General features: G+C 66.3%; 14 protein-coding genes. 8 read left to right on the top strand and 6 right to left on the bottom strand.

From position 1 onward, the window contains the following. Positions 1-107 precede the first annotated feature (107 nt). Both RPPS3_RS23540 and RPPS3_RS23545 read left to right on the top strand, forming a co-directional pair. Positions 108-908 (top strand): FAD binding domain-containing protein, encoded by an 801-nt coding sequence (locus RPPS3_RS23540; RefSeq protein WP_107346203.1) that lies wholly within the window; start codon positions 108-110, stop codon positions 906-908. A gap of 198 nt (positions 909-1,106) precedes the next feature. Next, positions 1,107-2,210, top strand: coding sequence for a CaiB/BaiF CoA transferase family protein (locus tag RPPS3_RS23545; RefSeq protein ID WP_199852174.1), 1,104 nt, complete (start codon positions 1,107-1,109; stop codon positions 2,208-2,210). A 124-nt stretch (positions 2,211-2,334) separates the two neighbouring features. Here RPPS3_RS23545 and fahA read toward each other — a convergent pair whose 3' ends face one another. The 6 genes from fahA to RPPS3_RS23575 form a co-directional block, all read right to left on the bottom strand. After that, complete coding sequence (gene fahA / locus RPPS3_RS23550) at positions 2,335-3,600, bottom strand: fumarylacetoacetase (RefSeq protein ID WP_107346205.1); 1,266 nt, start codon at positions 3,598-3,600, stop codon at positions 2,335-2,337. 208 nt (positions 3,601-3,808) lie between these two features. Continuing rightward, positions 3,809-4,465: a maleylacetoacetate isomerase gene (maiA, locus tag RPPS3_RS23555; protein ID WP_107346206.1), complete on the bottom strand. Its 657-nt coding sequence runs from the start codon at positions 4,463-4,465 to the stop codon at positions 3,809-3,811. Beyond that, on the bottom strand, positions 4,462-5,808 hold the full coding sequence (hmgA, locus tag RPPS3_RS23560; RefSeq protein WP_107346207.1) for a homogentisate 1,2-dioxygenase: 1,347 nt from the start codon (positions 5,806-5,808) through the stop codon (positions 4,462-4,464). The genes maiA and hmgA overlap by 4 nt, the downstream gene beginning before the upstream one ends. Before the next feature lie 56 nt (positions 5,809-5,864). Continuing rightward, entirely contained in the window at positions 5,865-6,818 is a 954-nt protein-coding gene (locus tag RPPS3_RS23565; protein WP_107346208.1) for an MBL fold metallo-hydrolase, read from the bottom strand. 193 nt (positions 6,819-7,011) lie between these two features. Beyond that, the gene (locus tag RPPS3_RS23570) at positions 7,012-7,227 is read right to left on the bottom strand and encodes a DUF2783 domain-containing protein (protein ID WP_107346209.1); all 216 of its coding nucleotides are present in this window, start codon (positions 7,225-7,227) and stop codon (positions 7,012-7,014) included. Next, positions 7,224-8,840, bottom strand: a complete 1,617-nt coding sequence (locus RPPS3_RS23575) for an FAD-dependent oxidoreductase (RefSeq protein WP_107346210.1) — start codon at positions 8,838-8,840, stop codon at positions 7,224-7,226. Before RPPS3_RS23575 ends, RPPS3_RS23570 begins: the two co-directional genes overlap by 4 nt. 127 nt (positions 8,841-8,967) lie before the next feature. Here RPPS3_RS23575 and RPPS3_RS23580 point away from each other — a divergent pair, with 127 nt between their 5' ends. From RPPS3_RS23580 to RPPS3_RS23605, 6 genes are all read left to right on the top strand, one after another. Then, positions 8,968-9,465 carry a MarR family winged helix-turn-helix transcriptional regulator gene (locus RPPS3_RS23580; protein ID WP_199852175.1) on the top strand — a complete coding sequence of 166 codons (498 nt, stop codon included), beginning with the start codon at positions 8,968-8,970 and terminating at the stop codon, positions 9,463-9,465. 167 nt (positions 9,466-9,632) lie between these two features. After that, complete coding sequence (locus RPPS3_RS23585) at positions 9,633-11,051, top strand: caspase family protein (RefSeq protein WP_107346212.1); 1,419 nt, start codon at positions 9,633-9,635, stop codon at positions 11,049-11,051. Positions 11,052-11,175: 124 nt separating this feature from the next. Next, a complete protein-coding gene (locus RPPS3_RS23590) occupies positions 11,176-11,826 on the top strand; it encodes an OmpA family protein (protein WP_107346213.1) in 651 nt (216 codons plus the stop codon). Positions 11,827-11,985: 159 nt separating this feature from the next. Continuing rightward, positions 11,986-12,873 (top strand): efflux RND transporter periplasmic adaptor subunit, encoded by an 888-nt coding sequence (locus RPPS3_RS23595; protein ID WP_107346214.1) that lies wholly within the window; start codon positions 11,986-11,988, stop codon positions 12,871-12,873. After that, positions 12,873-16,025: an efflux RND transporter permease subunit gene (locus tag RPPS3_RS23600; protein ID WP_107346215.1), complete on the top strand. Its 3,153-nt coding sequence runs from the start codon at positions 12,873-12,875 to the stop codon at positions 16,023-16,025. The genes RPPS3_RS23595 and RPPS3_RS23600 overlap by 1 nt, the downstream gene beginning before the upstream one ends. A gap of 69 nt (positions 16,026-16,094) precedes the next feature. Further along, positions 16,095-17,885 carry an AsmA family protein gene (locus RPPS3_RS23605; protein WP_234820043.1) on the top strand — a complete coding sequence of 597 codons (1,791 nt, stop codon included), beginning with the start codon at positions 16,095-16,097 and terminating at the stop codon, positions 17,883-17,885. Positions 17,886-17,947: the final 62 nt, after the last annotated feature.

Below are 17,947 nucleotides of genomic sequence, written 5' to 3' on the forward strand. Positions count from 1 at the left end.
CGCGCGGTCCGGGCACAGGCTCCGCGAAGCAATCCAGAGCTTCGCTCCTCGCAATGACGGAGAGCTTGTTGGACAGACAAACAATCGATCTCTGACAGGAGATACCCATGTATTCCACCAACTATCACCGCGCCTCCTCGGTCGACGAAGCCGTGGCGCTGATCGCCAAGGGCAGCGACGCCAAATTCCTCGCTGGCGGCCATACGCTGCTGCCGGTGATGAAGCAGCGACTCGCAGCACCGGGCGATCTCGTCGACATCGCCAAGATCCCGGCGCTGATCGGGATCGAGGCCAGCGGCGACACGCTGACCATCAAGGCGGCGACCACCTATTACGACATCATGCACAATGCCGACGTGAAGCGCATGATCCCGGCGATCGCGCATCTCACCTCGGTACTGGGCGATCCGGCGGTGCGCTATCGCGGCACGATCGGCGGATCGGTCGCCACCAACGATCCGGCCGCAGACTATCCGGCCGCGATCCTGGCGCTGAACGCAACGGTCAAGACCAACAAGCGCGAGATCCCGGCCGATCAGTTCTTCAAGGGGCTGTTCATGACGGCGCTCGACGACAACGAGATGATCACCGCGATCTCGTTCCCGGTTCCGGAGAAGGCCGGCTACGCCAAGATGCGCAATCCGGCGTCGCGCTTCGCGCTGACCGGCGTGTTCGTCGCCAAGCTGAAGAGCGGCGAGATCCGCGCCGCCGCCACCGGCGCCTCGCAGGACGGCGTGATGCGGGTGCCGGTGATCGAAGACGCATTGAAGGCGAACTGGTCGGCGTCGGCACTCGACGGCATCAAGGTCTCCGACAATGGCCTGATCGAGGACATCCACGGCACCTCCGACTATCGCGCCAACCTGATCAAGGTGATGGCGCAGCGCGCGGTGCAGGCCGCCGGCTGAGGAATTCCATGACACGGCAGGCGGCGCGCGGTTTCGCGCGCCGCTTTGTTTTTGTGCGGTGCCGCAGCATGGCGGCATGCGGCGCTGGGACGAAAAGTCACTTGCCCGGAGCACGCCGGACATGGTGATTGATCCTGACAACAACCGCTCCGCGCCGCGCGCGGACAACAACAATGGACACCCAAGGTGCAAGACACAATGACCGCCTCCCCCAAGCCGACCACGAAAACCAACGTCAGCGGCCCGCTCTCCGGCACCCGCATCGTCGAATTCGCCGGCATCGGGCCCGGCCCGTTCGGCTCGATGCTTCTCGCCGACATGGGCGCCGAGGTGATCACCCTGGTGCGCGCCGGCCAGAAGCCGCAGGGCGCCGCTGCGCGCGGCCGCACCGTCGTCACCGTCGACCTGAAGGACAAGGCCTCGGTCGCCGACGTGCTGAAGCTGCTGGATAGCGCCGATGCGCTGGTCGAGGGCTACCGCCCCGGCGTGATGGAGCGTCTCGGCCTCGGCCCCGACGTGGTGATGGCGCGCAATCCGAAGCTGGTGTACGCGCGGATGACCGGCTGGGGCCAGACCGGCCCGCTGGCGCAGGCCGCCGGCCACGACATCAACTACATCTCGATCACCGGCGCGCTCGCGGCGATCGGCCCGGCAGAGAAGCCGGTGCCGCCGCTCAACTTGGTCGGCGATTTCGGCGGCGGCTCGCTGTATCTCGTCGTCGGCATCCTCGCCGCATTGCTGGAAGCCTCGAAGTCCGGCAAGGGCCAAGTGGTGGATGCCGCGATGTGCGACGGCGCCGCCTCGCTGATCACGATGTTCTTCGACATGACCGCGGCGGGCCGCTGGAAGGAAGGTCGCGAGAGCAACATGCTCGACGGCGGCGCGCACTTCTACGGCACCTATGCATGCGCCGACGGCCAGTTCATCTCGATCGGCTCGATCGAGCCGCAGTTCTACGCGCTGCTGCGCCAGATCGCCGGGCTCACCGACGCCGATTACGACGCCCAGATGGACATCAAGCAATGGCCGGCGCTGAAGCAAAAGCTCGCCGCGGTGTTCAAGACCAAGAGCCGCGACGAATGGTGCAAGCTGATGGAAGGCACCGACGTCTGCTTCGCACCCGTCCTGACGATGTCGGAAGCCACCAAGCATCCGCACATGGTGGCGCGCGAGGTGTTCATCAATCACGAGGGCCATACCCAGCCGGCCCCCGCCCCCCGCTTCTCCCGCACCCCCTCGGCCGCCCGCCCGCCGGTGCATTCGCAGATCGGCGACGTGGTGAAGGCCTGGGGCGGGAAGTAACTGCCGCGACTCGTCATTCCGGGGCGCTCACGAACGTGAGCGAACCCGGAATCCCGAAATCATGATCACCTCGAGAGTCCGGGTTCGCGCCTGGCGGCGCGCCCCGGAATGACACGGCCGGCGGTCACTTCGCCGCCAACACCGTGCCCTCGACCTCGCCGAAGCCGACGCGGTAGCCGTCGCCCTGGCACCAGCCGCGCATCACCAGGCTGTCGCCGTCTTCGAGGAAGCCGCGGGTCTCGCCCCCCGGCAGCTGCACCGGCTCCGAGCCGTTCCAGCTCAATTCCAGCAGGCTGCCGAGCTGATCCTTCTCCGGGCCCGACACCGTGCCGGAGCCGAGCAGGTCACCGACGCTCATCGCGCAGCCGCTGGAGGCATGGTGCACGAGCTGCTGCACCGACGACCAGTACATGTATTTGAAATTGGTGGCGCTGATCTGCGCCGGCTGCGGCATCGCAGGCGTCCGCACCGCGACTTCCAGCGCCATGTCGTAGTTGTTGGCGCCCTTCTGCTGCAGATACGGCAGCGGCGCCGGGTCCTGCACCGGCCCAGCCACGCGAAACGGCTCCAGCGCCTCGCGGGTGACGATCCATGGGCTGATCGAGGTCGCGAACGCCTTGGCCTGGAACGGCCCGAGCGGCACGTACTCCCATTGCTGGATGTCGCGCGCGCTCCAGTCGTTGAGCAGCGTGAAGCCGAAGATCATCTCCTCGGCCTGCTGTTCGGTCAGCATCGAGCCCATCGCTGAGGACTGCCCGACCACCACGCCGATCTCGAGTTCGAAATCGAGCCGCTTGCACGGTCCGAAGCTCGGCAGCGCCGCCGACGGCGGCTTGAGCTGACCGCGCGGGCGATGGATCTGAGTGCCGCTGACCACAACGGTCGAGGCGCGGCCGTTGTAGCCGATCGGGATGTGCAGCCAGTTCGGCAGCAGCGGATTGGCCTTGTCGCGGAACATGGAGCCGACATTGGTGGCGTGTTCCTTTGACGAATAGAAATCGGTGAAGCCCTCGACGCGGAGCGGCAGATGCAGCCTCACCTGGCGCATCGGCAGCAGCGCCTTGGCGCGCAACTCCGCATTGTCGCGCAGCTCGGCATTGTCGTACCGCAGCAGCGCGCTGATCCGCGCCCGCGTGCTGCGCCAGACGTTCGGCCCGAGCGCCATGAAGGCGTTGATCGCCCCTTGTGCGAACACGCCCTCCGGCAGATCGAGCATCTTCGCAGCCTGCAATGCTGCGAGGTCGAGCACATGATCACCGATCGCGACACCGACGCGCGGTGATGGATGATCTGCAGTCGAGAACACGCCGTAAGGCAGGTTCTGGATCGGAAAGTCCGATTCCGGTTTCACATCGACGAAGGAGCGCAGACGCGGGTCGTTGGGGTGCATGTTTAGTCCTGGAACGTTGATCGGCTTGGCCGGATCGTGAAGCTCTCTTCACCCTCCCCTGGAGGGGGAGGGTCGGCACGCAGCCCGCGCAGCGGGATACGGGACGGGGTGGGGTGTGCTGCGGGCACGGCGGATGAACTCTTCGCCACCCCACCCCGCTCGCTGACGCGAGCGACCCTCCCCCTCCAGGGGAGGGTATTCGTCACGTTCACTCCGCATCCGGCTGCCGGCCCGGCTCGGCGGCGACGAAGGCGTCGAGCTTCATTGCTTCGGCTTCGATCTGGCGGATGCGTTCGAATGGGGCTAGGTCGGCATCAAAGCGACGGGCGTTGAACACTTGCGGGACGATGCAGATGTCGGCGAGCGTCGGCCTATGGCCGAATGCGAACGGCCCCGGCGTCTGCGCCAGCCGCGCCTCGATCGCCGCGAAGCCTTGCTCGATCCATTCTTTCGACCAACGGGCGCGATCGATCTCGTCGACGCCGAGTTCGCTCAGCCGCTTCAGGATGCGCAGGTTGCCGATCGGATGAATGTCGCAGGCCACCGCATAGGCGATCTCGCGGACGATGGCGCGAGCCTTCGGATCTTTCGGCAGCAGCGGCGGCTCGGGATGAGTCTCATCGAGATATTCGATGATCGCCAGCGATTGCCCGAGGTTGAACTCGCCCTCGCTCCAATACGGCACTAGGCCGGCCGGATTGATCCAGCGGAACGCCTCGAGGTTCTGTTCGCCGTTGCGCAGGTGGACGTAGCGCTGCGCCACCACGATGTTCTTCAAGTTGAGCGCAATCCGCACCCGATACGCCGCGGAGGAACGAAAGTAGCCGTACAGCACCGCGGCGTCGTGATCCGGAGCTCTGGTCATGGCCGGTTCGGATCGAAGCGCTTTTCGAGGCCGTTCCAGCAGTCGGCGTAATCGTCCTGCAGCAGCCCGGAGGTCGCGGCATATTCGGTGACGCGCTGCGGATAGCGGGTCTCGAACATGAACGCCATCGTGCCGGTCAGCTTCACCGGCTTCAATTCGCCATTGCTGGCATGGTCGAACGCCTCGCGATCCGGCCCGTGCGGCAGCATCATGTTGTGCAGCGACGCGCCGCCCGGAACGAAGCCCTGCGGCTTGGCGTCGTACACGCCGTAGATCAGCCCCATGAACTCCGACATGATGTTCATGTGATACCACGGCGGCCTAAACGTGTTCTCGGCCACCATCCAGCGCTCGGGGAAGATCACGAAGTCGATGTTCGCGGTGCCGGGCGTCTCGGACGGCGAGGTCAGCACGGTGAAGATCGACGGATCGGGATGGTCGAAGCCGATCGCGCCGACCGGCGAATAGGTTCGCAGGTCGTATTTGTACGGTGCGTAGTTGCCGTGCCAGGCGACGACATCGATCGGCGAATGCGGCAGCTTGGTCACGTACAGCGAACCGCCCCATTTCACATAAAGCTCGGTCGGCGTGTCCTTGTCCTCATAGGCGGCGACCGGCGTCAGGAAGTCGCGCGAATTGGCGAGGCAGTTGGCGCCGATCGGGCCGCGCTCCGGCAGCGTGAACGCGCCGCCGTAGTTTTCGCACAGATAACCGCGCGCTGGGCCATCGACCAGTTCGACCCGAAACTTGACGCCGCGCGGGATCACGGCAATCTCGGCCGGCTCGATGCTGATGACGCCGAATTCGGTGACGAGACGCAGGCTGCCCTGCTGCGGCACGAACATCATCTCGCCGTCGGCATTGTAGAAGTGCTGATCAACCATCGATTGGGTGATCAGATAGAGATGCGTCGCCATTCCGGCCTGGGTGTTGACGTCGCCGGCCGTCGTCATGGTGCGCACGCCCTGCAGGAAGGTCAGCTTGTCCTGCGGCATCGGCGGCGGGTCCCAGCGCAGCTGCGCGATCGGCAAATCGTGCTCGTAGCACGGCGCCGAACGCCACAACCCCATCTCGGCCTTGGCGAAGCGGCCGGAGTGCTTCACCGACGGGCGGATGCGATACAGCCACGATCGCTCGTTGGCGCCGCGCGGTGCGGTGAAGGGCGATCCGGACAACTGCTCGGCGTAGAGACCATAGGCGCAGCGCTGCGGCGAATTGCGTCCGACCGGCAGTGCGCCGGGCAGCGCCTCGGTCTCGAACGAATTGCCGAAGCCGGACATGTAGCCGGGCGTGATGCCTTGGGATGAGCCGCCGAGGATCTGCGGCGCGGCATTGATGTTCATGGTCGTCCTCCGATCGGTTGGCGCGGACGCGGCCGAAGCTACGCTCGCGGTTCGGACTAACCGCCCTGCAGGGCGGCCCACATTTCGCGATCGCGCTCGGCGGTCCAGATCACCGGATCGTCGATGCCCGAGGCTTCGTCGAACGCGCGCGACACGTTGAACGGCAGGCAGTGCTCGTAGATCGCGAAGGACGCGAACTTCGGATCCATCACCTCACGGGTGGCGTCCCAGGTCTCCTTCAGGCTGCGGCCCTTGGCGACCGAGATCTCGGCGGCGCCGTACAGCGTGCCGACGAAATCGCGCGTCATCGCGATCGCCTCGCGCGTGGTCTCCAGTCCCTTCAGCGCGTCGCCGCGCCCAGGCGCGATCGCCTTCGGATTGAACTCGCGGATCTCGTTCAGCGTCGCCGGCCACTCGCGCAAATACGCGTCGCCGCAATAGCAGGCCGAGTGATACTCGACGAGGTCGCCGGTGAACATCACCTGCGCGTCCGGCACCCAGGCGACGATGTCACCCGACGTATGGCCAGCGCCGAGCTGCATCAGCCGCACCTCACGCTTGCCGAGAAAGACCGACATCTCGCCGTCGAACGCCAGCGTCGGCCAGGTCAGCCCCGGAATGCTCTCGGCATCCTGGAACAGCCGCGGAAACCGGCCGTATTCCGAATCCCAATCCTGCTGACCGCGCTCCTCGATCAGCCGATAGGTTTCCTGCGACGCGATGATGCCTTGCGCCTGATAGGCCGACGCGCCGAGCACGCGCACCGCATGATAGTGCGACAGCACCACGTATTTGATCGGCTTGTCGGTGACGCTGCGAACGCGCTCGATCACCTTGCCCGCCATCGCCGGCGTCGCCTGGGCGTCGAACACCAAGCAGCCGTCCTCGCCGACGATCACCGCCGAATTCGGATCGCCCTCCGCCGTGAATGCATAGAGATCGGGCCCGATCTCGGAAAACGTCACCTTCTTCTCGGCGAGGTCGGTGGTGGAGGCGAAGCCTTTGGCCATGTGTATTCCTTACTCTGTTTTAGTTGGTCATTCCGGGGCGCTCGCGCAGCGAGCGAACCCGGAATCCCGAGCTGTTCTGCGACTGCCGCTTCACACCATCACTTCGAGATTCCGGTTTCGCGCCTGGCGGCGCGCCCCGGAATGACGAACCTTGGGGCGACGAGCTTGCGCCGCGCGGTTTCGTTGATGTCACTCACTCCCGTTGCCCATCCACCACGCCCCGCTTCGCCAACGCCGTCGCCTCGCGCAGCAAATCGAGATCGCCGATGTGATTGGCGAGGATCAGCACCAGCGCGGCATCGAGCGCCGCGCTCTGTTCGTCGCTGAGGCCGCGATGCGCCTCGACGATCAGCCGATAGGCGGCATCGGGATCGGCGAAATTGCTTTTGGTCGACAACACGGCACTCATGGCGCAGCCCTCCCGCACGCCCGCGCGAGCGCTGCGTCGATGGCAGCCTGCGTCGGATGGCGGAACCGGGCGGCGACGTAGCCGTCGGGGCGCAGCAGATAGGCCGCACTGGGTGTCGCGTCGTAGCGCGCGGCAAAGACGCCTTCGTCATCGCGCAGCGGCGAGTCACCGCCGATCCGGAGACTGCGGACGCCTTGCGGCACCGGCGCCGCGCTACCGTTGGCGCGCTCCAGCAGCACGAAGCCACCGCCGGCCTGCATGAAGGCTTCGGTCAGATAGATCGGCGCGCCGTCGGCCGTCTTCAGCGGCGCATCGCGCATCGCGGCTCCAGGCTCGGGCCCGCTGCTCCACTCATCGGTGTCGCGGGTCGAGAGCGGCGAGTCGTAGACCGAGGGCGTCGATAGCCGACCGGCATTGACCATCCGCTTGGCGAATTCGACATCGTGCGCCAGCGCCAGCACCGCATCGCGCAGCCGGCGTTCCTGCTTGGAATGCGGCGCGATGAAATCGGTCGAACGGGTGGAGTGACGGATGTTGTCGTCGGCCGCTTGGCTGCGCTCGATATCGTAGCTGTCGAGCAGGCTCGCCGGCGCCTGCCCGCGCAATATCAGATCGAGCTTCCAGGCCAGGTTCTCGCCGTCCTCCAGACCGGAGTTCGCGCCGCGCGCGCCGAACGGCGACACCTGATGCGCGGAGTCGCCGGCGAAGATCACCCGCTCGTGCAGGAAGCGTTGCATCCGCCGGCATTGGAACTTGTAGATCGAGATCCACTCGAAGCTGAAATCGCCGTGGCCCAGCATCCGCTCGATCCGCGGCCGCACCCGCTCCGGCTGGCGCTCGACCGCGGCATCTGCCTCGGGCCCGATCTGCAGATCGATCCGCCAGACGTCGTCGGGCTGGCGATGCAGCAGCGCCGACTGCCCAGAGTGGAACGGCGGATCGAACCAGAACCAGCGCTCGGTTGGAAACTCGGCCGTCATCTTCACGTCGGCGATCAGGAACTGGTCTTCGAACACTTCGCCGGCGAACTCGGCACCGACCATGCCGCGCAGGCTAGAGCGGGCGCCATCGCACGCAATCACGTAGTCGGCGGCGAGACGATACGTCCCGTCCGGCGTCTCGATCGTCAGTTCGGCGTGATCATTGTGCTGGGCGAGCGCCGTCACCTTGTTGCGCCAGCGCAGATCGATTCCCGGCAGTTGCTGCACCCGGCCGACCAGGAATGCCTCGGCGTAGTATTGCTGCAGGTTGATGAAGGCCGGCATCTTGTGGCCGGTCTCCGGCAGCAGGTCGAAGCGATACACCATCTCGTCGCGGCGAAAGATCTTGCCGACCTGCCAGACGACGCCCTTCTCGACCATCTGCGCGCCGACGCCGAGCCGGTCCCAGACTTCGAGCGCGCGCTTGGAGAAACAGATCGCGCGCGAGCCCTCGCCGATCCGATCGGCATCGTCGAGCAGCACGACGTTCTGGCCGCGCTGCGCCAGATCGATCGCCAGCGACAATCCGACCGGACCGGCGCCGACCACCACGACCGGATGGCGCGCGGGGTCCTGGCGATCCTGATCCGGATGCCGGCGATAGCCGAACTGAAAATGCTCCTGATGGGCCATCGGCCTCAGCCCTGCCGACCCGTCCCGTGCAAAGCGCTGGTCAAGGCGTCCTCCTGCGTGATAGTTTCATTTGCAACTATCTAAGCCGCAGTCGTCGCGCCGCGCAACCCGGCCCCGGAGATTTTTTTTGACGAAGCTCGATTTGTTCTCGTTCGTGCCGTTCCAGCTCAACCGGTTGGCCGCGGAAGTCAGCGCCGCGCTGTCGGAGGAGTATCAGCAGCGCTATGGGCTGGATATTCCCGGCTGGCGCATTCTCGCCACGCTCGGTTTTCGCAACGACGCCTGCACAGCCCAGTTCATTGCGCAGTGCACACGCACGCACAAATCGACGATCAGCCGTGCGGTGAACGGCCTGTTGGAGCGCGAACTGATCGAACGGGTCGAAAACGAAGACGACCGCCGCGAGTTTCGGCTGCGCCTCACCAAGAAAGGCCGCGCCCTGTATCTCGAACTGGTTCCCCGGCTGAAACGCAAGGAGCAGGACATCCTGTCCTGCCTGTCGTCCCGCGAACTCGAACAGTTCGCCGCAGCGCTCGGCAAGATCGAGCGACATCTGAACCTGATCCAGGCCAGCCACGACCATTCCGAGACGGCGCCAACAAAGCTGCCGGCGTCGGTCGGATAGCGCTTCCCGATCACGCGTCGCGATCTGGAAATACCGGGCTGCTAAGACGATCGGAGCGCAACCAGGGACGATTGACAGGCGCAGCGACGGCGGGGTGAGATGCGGTGCACAAAGACTGAGTTAATCGCCTCGTCCACGCAGCCCCGCCCCTGCAGGTCCCGCATCGCATGAAGATCCGTCTCGGTTTGGTCGTGCTGATGGTCGCCGCGATGATCGCCGTGCCGCGCTCCTCTGCGGCCGATAGTTCGGCGCCGCGGGTCGCGCTGGTGATCGGCAACACCAGATATCCGGATGCCGACAAGCCGCTAAGCCAAGCGGTCAGCGATGCCCGCGGGGTCGCCGACGAGCTGAAGCGTGCCGGCTTCGATGCCGAACTCGGCGAGGACCTGAGCGGCGATGCGATGCGCCGTGCGTTCGACCGGCTGTATCAGCGGACCAAACCCGGCGCCGCCGCGCTGGTGTTCTTCAGCGGCTTCGGCATCCAGTCGGGCCGGCAGAGCTACCTGATCCCGGTCGATGCGCAGATCTGGACCGAGCCCGACGTGCGGCGGGACGGCATCGCGCTCGAGAGCGTTCTCAATGAGCTGAACAGTCGCGGCGCATCGGTCAAAATTGCACTGGTCGACGCCTCGCGCCGCAATCCGTTCGAGCGCCGCTTTCGCAGTTTCTCCGCCGGCCTCGCTCCGGTGATCGCTCCGAGCGGATCGCTGGTGATGTACGCCGCCGCACTGAGCGCCGTCGTCACCGACAATGACAGTGCGCACAGCTCGTTCGTCGGCGCGTTGCGCGAGGAAATACGCACGCCGGGGCTGTCCGCCGAGGAAGCGTTCAATCGCACCCGGACAACGGTCACCCGGGCCTCGCGCGGCGAGCAGGTGCCGTGGATCTCGTCCTCATTGGCCGAAGACTTTGTCTTTGCCCCCGGCGTCGCGACGGCGGACAAACCGACTGCAGAGAAACCGGCGGCCGCCACTGCGCCAGTGGAAGCCGCTAAGCCGGCACCAGCACCACCGGAGGCCAAGCCCCCGCAGGCCGCGGAAGCAAAGCCGGCGAGCGGCGGCGACGACGACAAACTGGTGCTGGCGCTCGCCAGCGATCCGACGGTGAAATCACTGACCGCGCAGATTGCAGACAAGCCGTCCGACGGCAATGCGTATTACCGGCGCGGTCAGGTCTATGCCAGCAAGGGCGCTTACCGGACCGCCATCAAGGACTTCGACGAAGCGATCCGGCTGAACGGCAAGGACGTCGAAGCCTACAACAACCGCTGCTGGGTGCGGACCGTGATCGGCGAACTCGAGCCCGCGCTCGCCGACTGCGACCAGGCGCTGCTGCTGCGTCCGAACTTCGTCGATGCGCTGGATAGCCGCGGGCTGCTGCATCTGAAGAGCGGACGCGACAAGGCCGCGATCGCCGACTTCGACGCCGCGCTCAAAGTCAATCCACGTCTGACCTCGTCGCTGTACGGCCGCGGGCTGGCGCGCAAGCGGATCGGGCTGGCCTCCGAAGGCGAGATCGACCTGACCACCGCCAAAAAGCTCGATCCCAATATCGGCAAGGAGTTCGCCGGCTACGGCGTGAAGTAGGCGTGACAGTTCCGCTTCACCGCCCCGCGGCATTGAACCTGCCGCCGCGATGGCGCGACGATCAGGAACCACGCGATCCAGATCCTCCGCCAGCGAACGCCCGCCAATCGCAGGAGACCGAACGATGACCAGGAAGACCGCAGCCCGACACCGCGCCCTGCTCGGCGCTTTCATGCTCGGTCTCGGCGCAGCTCTCCCGTTCGGCGCAGCATCGGCCGGAGAGGTGACGTCGGACCAGATCGTGCGGGCGCTGACGCCGAACAAGCCGCTGACCCGCAGCCTGTCGGCCGCACAGCCGGCTGCCGCAACCGCCGACCCAGCTCAGATCAAGTTCGTGGACGGCCTGCGCAACCGGCCGACACGATCGCTGTCGTCCGCCGAACGGACTCAGATCGCCGAGATCACCAAGGACAAGCCGAACATCGATCTCGAAATCACCTTCGACTACAACTCCGCCACGATCAGCCACCAGGCGGCGCCGGCGGTCGAAGCACTCGGCAAGGCGCTTTCCAGCGCCAATCTGAAGGGCGCAACCTTCGTGGTCGCCGGCCATACCGACAGCGTCGGCAGTGACACGTTCAATCAGGACCTGTCGGAACGTCGCGCCGACACCATCAAGCGGGCGCTGGTCGAGAAGTACGGCATCGCGGGCGCCGACCTCGTCACCGTCGGTTACGGCGAGAGCCGGCTTAAAGATCCGGCGCATCCCAACAGCGGCGTCAATCGCCGGGTGCAGGTGGTCAACATGTCGGATCAGAGCGCCGCGGCCAAATGAGCAGCGTTCCAGCTGATACCGGCGTCGTTTCAAGGCGTTCCGCTGCCGCGGGACGCCTTCGCTGTTTTGTCACTATTGGTCGGTGTATAGAGGGCCCGGCGCGCCCGCGCGCGAAACCGGACTAACGCCAGGCCAGTCGAAAGTTCGCCGAGTACCAAGATGATCAATGCGTGGATCCGCCCGAACCTGTCGCCGGCACGCGCTGCGATCGCTGCCGGCCTGCTCTGTGGCCTGGTCACGATGGCTCATGCGGATCAGCCCGCCGGCAATGCCGGTGTGCAGGTCGTCGTCGCCAAGGCGACCAGCGCCTGCTTTTCCGACAAGGTTCGGGTCACCGGCTTCGTGGTGCCGCGCAAGGAAGCGGTGGTGATCGCCGATAGCGACGGCCGCGTCACCGACGTGCTGGTGCGCGAAGGCGATGTCGTGACCGACAATCAGGATCTCGTTCGCGTGACCGGCCCCGGCGGCAACAGGACGCTGAAGGCGCCGGCTGCAGGCCTGATCACCGAGGTGCGGACGATCGCCGGCGCACCCGCTTCGCCGCTCGCAGGACCGATGTTGCGGATCGCGGTCGGCAATGACCTCGAAATCGATGCCGAAGTGCCGAGCATTCACGCCCTGAAGGTCGGCCCCGGTGCCACCGCGCGGATCAGCCGCGACGACGGCACCGAACTCACCGGCACGGTGCGGCTCGCCGCGCCGCAGATCGACCGCAAGACTCAATTCGGCCAGGTGCGGATTGCGCTCGCCGCCTCGCCCGCCCTCAAGGTCGGGATGTTCGTGCGCGTCACCATCGATGCGCGGCGAAGCTGCGGCGTCGCGATCCCGCGCTCCGCGATCGACCACGCCACCGTACAGGTGGTGAAGGACAACGTCGTCGAAACTCGCTCGGTCAAGGTCGGCCTGACCTCCGATCATGCGATCGAGATCATCGACGGGGTCCGCGAAGGCGAGATCGTGGTGGCCGACGCCGGCACCTCGCTGCACGACGGCGACCGCATCAAGCCGATCTTCACCGACGATTCCGAGCGACCGAAAGCGCGCTGATGGGCCTCAACGTTTCCTCCTGGTCGATCCGGCATCCGCTGCCCTCGATCGTGTTCTCGATCATCCTGCTGGCGCTGGGCTGGATCAGCTTCACCAAGCTGGCGGTGACGCGATTGCCGAGCGCCGACATCCCGGTGATTTCGGTTGCGGTGTCGCAGTTCGGCGCGGCGCCGGCCGAACTGGAAGCGCAGGTCACCAAGACGATCGAGGACGGCGTCTCCGGTGTCGAAGGCGTCCGCCACATCGCCTCGTCGATCACCGACGGGTTGTCGGTGACGACGATCCAGTTCGCGCTGGAAACCAACACCGACCGCGCGCTCAACGACGTCAAAGACGCGGTGACGCGCGTCCGCGCTAACCTGCCGCAGAACATCAATGAACCGCTGATCCAGCGCGTCGACGTCATCGGCCTGCCGATCGTCACCTACGCGGCGATCTCGCCCGGCAAGACGCCGGAGCAACTGTCCTGGTTCGTCGATGACGTCGTCAAACGCGCGCTGCAGGGCGTGCGCGGCGTCGCCCAGGTCGAACGCATCGGCGGTGTCGAGCGCGAGATCCTGGTGTCGCTCGATCCCGACCGGCTGAAAGCCGCAGGGCTGACCGCGCTCGACGTGTCTCGCCGGCTGCGCGGCACCAATGTCGATCTCGCCGGCGGACGCGCGGAGATCGGTAACAACGATCAGGCGATCCGCACCCTCGCCGGCGCCCGCACGCTCAACGATCTCGCCGGCACCATGATCAGCCTGAATGCCGGCGGCGAAGTGCGGCTCGACGATCTCGGCACCGTCACCGACACCATCGCGGCGCGCCACACTTTCGCGCGCTTCAACGGCGAGCCGGTGGTCGCGCTCGGCATCAAGCGCTCCAAGGGCGCCAGCGACGTCGTGGTCGCCGAGGCGGTGCAGAAGCGGATCGACGCGCTGAAGGCGCAATATCCCGACGTCGAGCTCAAGCTGATCGACACCTCGGTCGACTACACCAAAGGCAATTACGAGGCGGCGATCTCGACGCTGTTCGAGGGCGCGATCCTGGCCGTCATCGTGGTGTTCCTGTTCCTGCGCGACTTCCGCGCCACCGTGATCGCGGCGATCTCGCTGCCGCTGTCGATCTTCCCGGCGTTCTGGGCGATGGACATGCTGGGGTTCTCACTGAACCTCGTCAGCTTCCTTGCGATCACGCTGTCGACCGGCATCCTTGTCGACGACGCCATCGTCGAGATCGAGAACATCGTCCGCCACATGCGGATGGGCAAATCGCCTTATCAGGCGGCGATCGAGGCCGCCGACGAGATCGGCCTCGCGGTGATCGCGATCTCGCTGACCATCATCGCGATCTTCGCGCCGGCCAGTTTCATGTCGGGCATCGCCGGACAGTTCTTCAAGCAGTTCGGCATCACCGTCTCGGTGCAGGTGTTCTTCTCGCTGCTGGCGGCGCGGTTCGTCACGCCGGTGCTGGCGGCGTATTTCCTGAAAGATCATCCGCATGTCGAGAAACCGCCGGGCCGCGTGCTGCGCGCCTATACGCGGGTCGTCACCTGGTCGGTGCAGCATTATTACATCACAGTGCTGATCGGGCTCGGCATCTTCGCCGCTTCGATTTGGAGCATCGTGCTGCTGCCGCAGGGGTTCCTGCCGGCGCAAGACACCGCACGCTCGGTGCTGGCGATGCAGCTGCCGCCCGGCACCCAGATCGGCACCACCGAGAAGACCACCGAGGCGATCGTCAAACTGCTGCGCGAGCGACCCGAAGTGAAGAGCGTATTCGTCGATGGCGGCCGGGTGCCGCCCGGCATCCAGGAAGTGCGCCGCGCCTCGCTGATCATCAACTACACGCCGAAGCACGACCGCTCGATCACCCAGCGCGAGCTGGAACACGCGATCAGCAGGCAGCTCGATCAGGTGCCGGACATCCGCTACTGGTTCCTCGACGAGAACGGCCTGCGCGCGATCTCGCTGGTGGTGACCGGGGACGACAGCGCCGTCGTCAACAACGTCGCCCAGGAACTCGCATCACAGATGAAGCGGATTCCGCTGATCTCCAACGTGATCTCGGAAACCGCGCTGGACCGGCCCGAACTGCGGATCCGCCCCCGCGCCGATCTCGCCGCCCGGCTCGGCGTCTCGACCGAAAGCCTGTCCGAGACCATCCGGGTTGCGACCATCGGCGACGTCGGCCCGGCGCTCGCCAAGTTCGACGCCGGCGACCGGCTGGTGCCGATCCGGGTGCAGCTCGAGGATTCGGCGCGCGGCGAGCTCGCCACGCTCGAACAGCTTCAGGTGCCGATCTATGGCGGCCGCGGCGCGGTGCCGCTGTCCGTCGTCGCCGACGTCAAGTTCGATCAGGGCCCGACCAGCATCAACCGCTATGACCGGCTGCGCCAGGCGACCGTCGCGGCCGACCTGGTCGGCAATTCCGCACTCGGCGACGCCACCAAGCAGATCAACGAGCTGCCGGTGATGAAGTCGCTGCCGAAGGGCGTCAAAGTCAGCCCCTCCGGCGATGCCGAGAACCTCGCCGAACTGTCGGACGGCTTCGCCACGGCGATCAGCGGCGGCCTGATGATGGTCTATGCGGTGCTGGTACTGCTGTTCGGCACCTTCCTGCAGCCGATCACCATCCTGTTCTCGCTGCCGCTGTCGATCGGCGGCACGATCGGGGCGCTGCTGCTGACCGGCAAACAGCTCACCACACCGGTGTGGATCGGCATCCTGATGCTGATGGGCATCGTCACCAAGAACGCGATCATGCTGATCGAATTCGCCATGGAGGCGATGCGCGAGGGCAAGAGCCGCGACGCCGCGATCATCGACGCCGGCCAAAAGCGCGCCCGCCCGATCGTGATGACCACGATCGCGATGGTGGCCGGCATGATGCCGAGCGCACTGGCATTCGGCGCCGGCGGCGAATTCCGCTCGCCGATGGCGCTGGCGGTGATCGGCGGCCTGATCTTCTCCACGGTGCTGTCGCTGATCTTCGTGCCTGCCGTGTTCATGATGATGGATGATGTCGGCCGCGGCTTCTGGGCGGTCGGCAAACGACTGCTCAGCGGCAGCGCGCGCGATGCGGCCGAAGCCGTGCCGGCGGCGGCGACACCACCCGCCAGTGCCGAGCCGGCACCGACGGCCAAGAAGCCGTCGTTCTGGCGTGGCTAGGGTCGGCGGATCAGCGGGCAGCCGGATGCGTAAGGAGCCGAGATGAAACCGATCAGGATCGCAGGCGCCATGGCGGCTCTGCTCCTCGTCGCGGCCACGCTGCTGATCGCGATCGGGATTCCGGCTGGCGCGCTGACCGGCGCGATCCAGAGCCGAATCGAACGCGACACCGGCTACCGGGTGACGATCGCCGGGACCGGTACCGTCCGACTGTTTCCGGCGGTCGCGCTCACCTTGCACGATGTCAGCGCCGAATTGCCGAGCGGCCGCACCACCGATCCGCGGCTGAGAATCGCGACCGTCCGCGCCGAACTGCCGTTGACCAGCCTGATCTCGGCGACGCCGCGGCTCACCGAGCTGACCCTGATCAGTCCAGAACTACACCTGCCGCTGCTGCGCCGGCGCGACGAGGCCGGCGCCACGCCAGCGCCCGCGCGTAAAGGCAGCGCCGAGCTCGCCGACATCGAGCGCATCGTGGTTCAGGACGGCGTCGTGGTGATGACCAGCGCGGCGGACCGCGTCGAACGCCGCATTGCCGGGATCCAGGCCGACATCGAACGTGACGATACCGAGGGGCCGATCACCGCCAGCGGCTCGGCCACGCTCGGCCGCTCGCCGGTGTCGTTCGAACTCACCGCCACGCCGCCTGCCGATGACAAGCAGCCGATGCTGATCGATCTCACGCTCGACGCGCCGGGGCTGCTGACGTCACGGCTCAGCGCCAAAGCGGAAGCGCGGCTGCGCGGCACCACGCTGGCGATCAACGGCGTCAGCGGCAGACTGGGCGACGCACCGTTCAATGGCTGGGCCTCGGTGGACGTCGCCGGCAAGCCGCTGGTCAAGCTCGACCTCGACTTTCAGCGGCTCGATCTCGTCGCCATCACCCGGACCGCGCCTCCCGGCTCACCGTGGAGCGAAACGCCGCTCGATTTCGCCGGCCTGAATTACGTCGATGCCGAATTGCGGCTGTCCGCCGCCGAGCTGAATATCGGCCCGGCCCGGATCGCACCGGCTTCGGCCGACGCAAAGCTCGCGGGCGGGGTGCTGTCGGTGCAAGCGAGCCGTCTGGCCGCCTATGGCGGACAAGCGACCGGGACGCTGGCGATCGACGCCTCCGGTGCGGTGCCGACGTTCGACCTGCAGGGCGATCTCAGCGGCGTGCATGCGCTGCCGCTGCTCGACGGGCTGGCCGATTTCGACCGGCTTGACGGCCGGCTGCAGGCCAAGCTGGCGCTGCGCAGCAGCGGGGGTAGTGCGCGCGCGATCGCATCCGGCCTCAGCGGCAGCGCCGCGGTCGGACTTCGCGACGGCGCGATCCGTGGCATCGACGTCACCCGGATCATCCGCAATCTGACTGCGCATACCCAGGACGGCTGGCAGATCGCCCCGACCGACGCCACCGATCTCAGCGAATTCGCCGCCTCGTTCCGGATCGCCCAAGGCAAGGCCGAGACCTCCGATCTGAGGCTCGCCGGTCCGCTGGTGCGGATGACCGGCGCCGGCGCGATCGATCTGCCGACCAAAACGCTGGCGCTCAAAGTGGAGCCCAAGCTGGTGCTGACGACGCAGGGACAGAGCGCGTTGGAGCGAAGTGTTGCGCCCGCCCCCGAGCCGATCGGCTTCGGCATTCCGGTCAGGATCGAGGGACCGTGGATTGCGCCGCGCATATTTCCCGATATCGCCGGCGTGCTCGATGATCCGGATGCGGCGTATCAGCGTTTGCGCGAGATCGGCAGCGGTCTGTTCGGCCTGCTCGGCAGCAGCCGCGGCGATCGCAACAACTCAAGCGACGCCAGCCGCCCTGACGACGATCACGGTGCGGCGGTGGACGCGATTATCAAGCAGCTGTTCGGACGGTGACGATCGATGCGAACCGGCAAGATCACGACCAGCGGAATGCGCGAGAGCAAAGCTTGGATGGC

The sequence above is a fragment of the Rhodopseudomonas palustris genome, assembly GCF_003031265.1.
GTDB lineage: Bacteria > Pseudomonadota > Alphaproteobacteria > Rhizobiales > Xanthobacteraceae > Rhodopseudomonas > Rhodopseudomonas palustris_H.

Bases quoted from the DNA above. Each gene is read 5' to 3' on its own strand.
- RPPS3_RS23570 (WP_107346209.1), bottom strand. From the start codon at position 7,227: ATGAGTGCCGTGTTGTCGACCAAAAGCAATTTCGCCGATCCCGATGCC.
- RPPS3_RS23565 (WP_107346208.1), bottom strand. From the start codon at position 6,818: ATGGCCAAAGGCTTCGCCTCCACCACCGACCTCGCCGAGAAGAAGGTG.
- RPPS3_RS23605 (WP_234820043.1), top strand. From the start codon at position 16,095: ATGGCGGCTCTGCTCCTCGTCGCGGCCACGCTGCTGATCGCGATCGGG.
- fahA (WP_107346205.1), bottom strand. From the start codon at position 3,600: ATGCACCCCAACGACCCGCGTCTGCGCTCCTTCGTCGATGTGAAACCG.
- maiA (WP_107346206.1), bottom strand. From the start codon at position 4,465: ATGACCAGAGCTCCGGATCACGACGCCGCGGTGCTGTACGGCTACTTT.
- RPPS3_RS23575 (WP_107346210.1), bottom strand. From the start codon at position 8,840: ATGGCCCATCAGGAGCATTTTCAGTTCGGCTATCGCCGGCATCCGGAT.
- RPPS3_RS23585 (WP_107346212.1), top strand. From the start codon at position 9,633: ATGAAGATCCGTCTCGGTTTGGTCGTGCTGATGGTCGCCGCGATGATC.
- RPPS3_RS23590 (WP_107346213.1), top strand. From the start codon at position 11,176: ATGACCAGGAAGACCGCAGCCCGACACCGCGCCCTGCTCGGCGCTTTC.
- RPPS3_RS23540 (WP_107346203.1), top strand. From the start codon at position 108: ATGTATTCCACCAACTATCACCGCGCCTCCTCGGTCGACGAAGCCGTG.
- RPPS3_RS23595 (WP_107346214.1), top strand. From the start codon at position 11,986: ATGATCAATGCGTGGATCCGCCCGAACCTGTCGCCGGCACGCGCTGCG.
- RPPS3_RS23600 (WP_107346215.1), top strand. From the start codon at position 12,873: ATGGGCCTCAACGTTTCCTCCTGGTCGATCCGGCATCCGCTGCCCTCG.
- RPPS3_RS23545 (WP_199852174.1), top strand. From the start codon at position 1,107: ATGACCGCCTCCCCCAAGCCGACCACGAAAACCAACGTCAGCGGCCCG.
- hmgA (WP_107346207.1), bottom strand. From the start codon at position 5,808: ATGAACATCAATGCCGCGCCGCAGATCCTCGGCGGCTCATCCCAAGGC.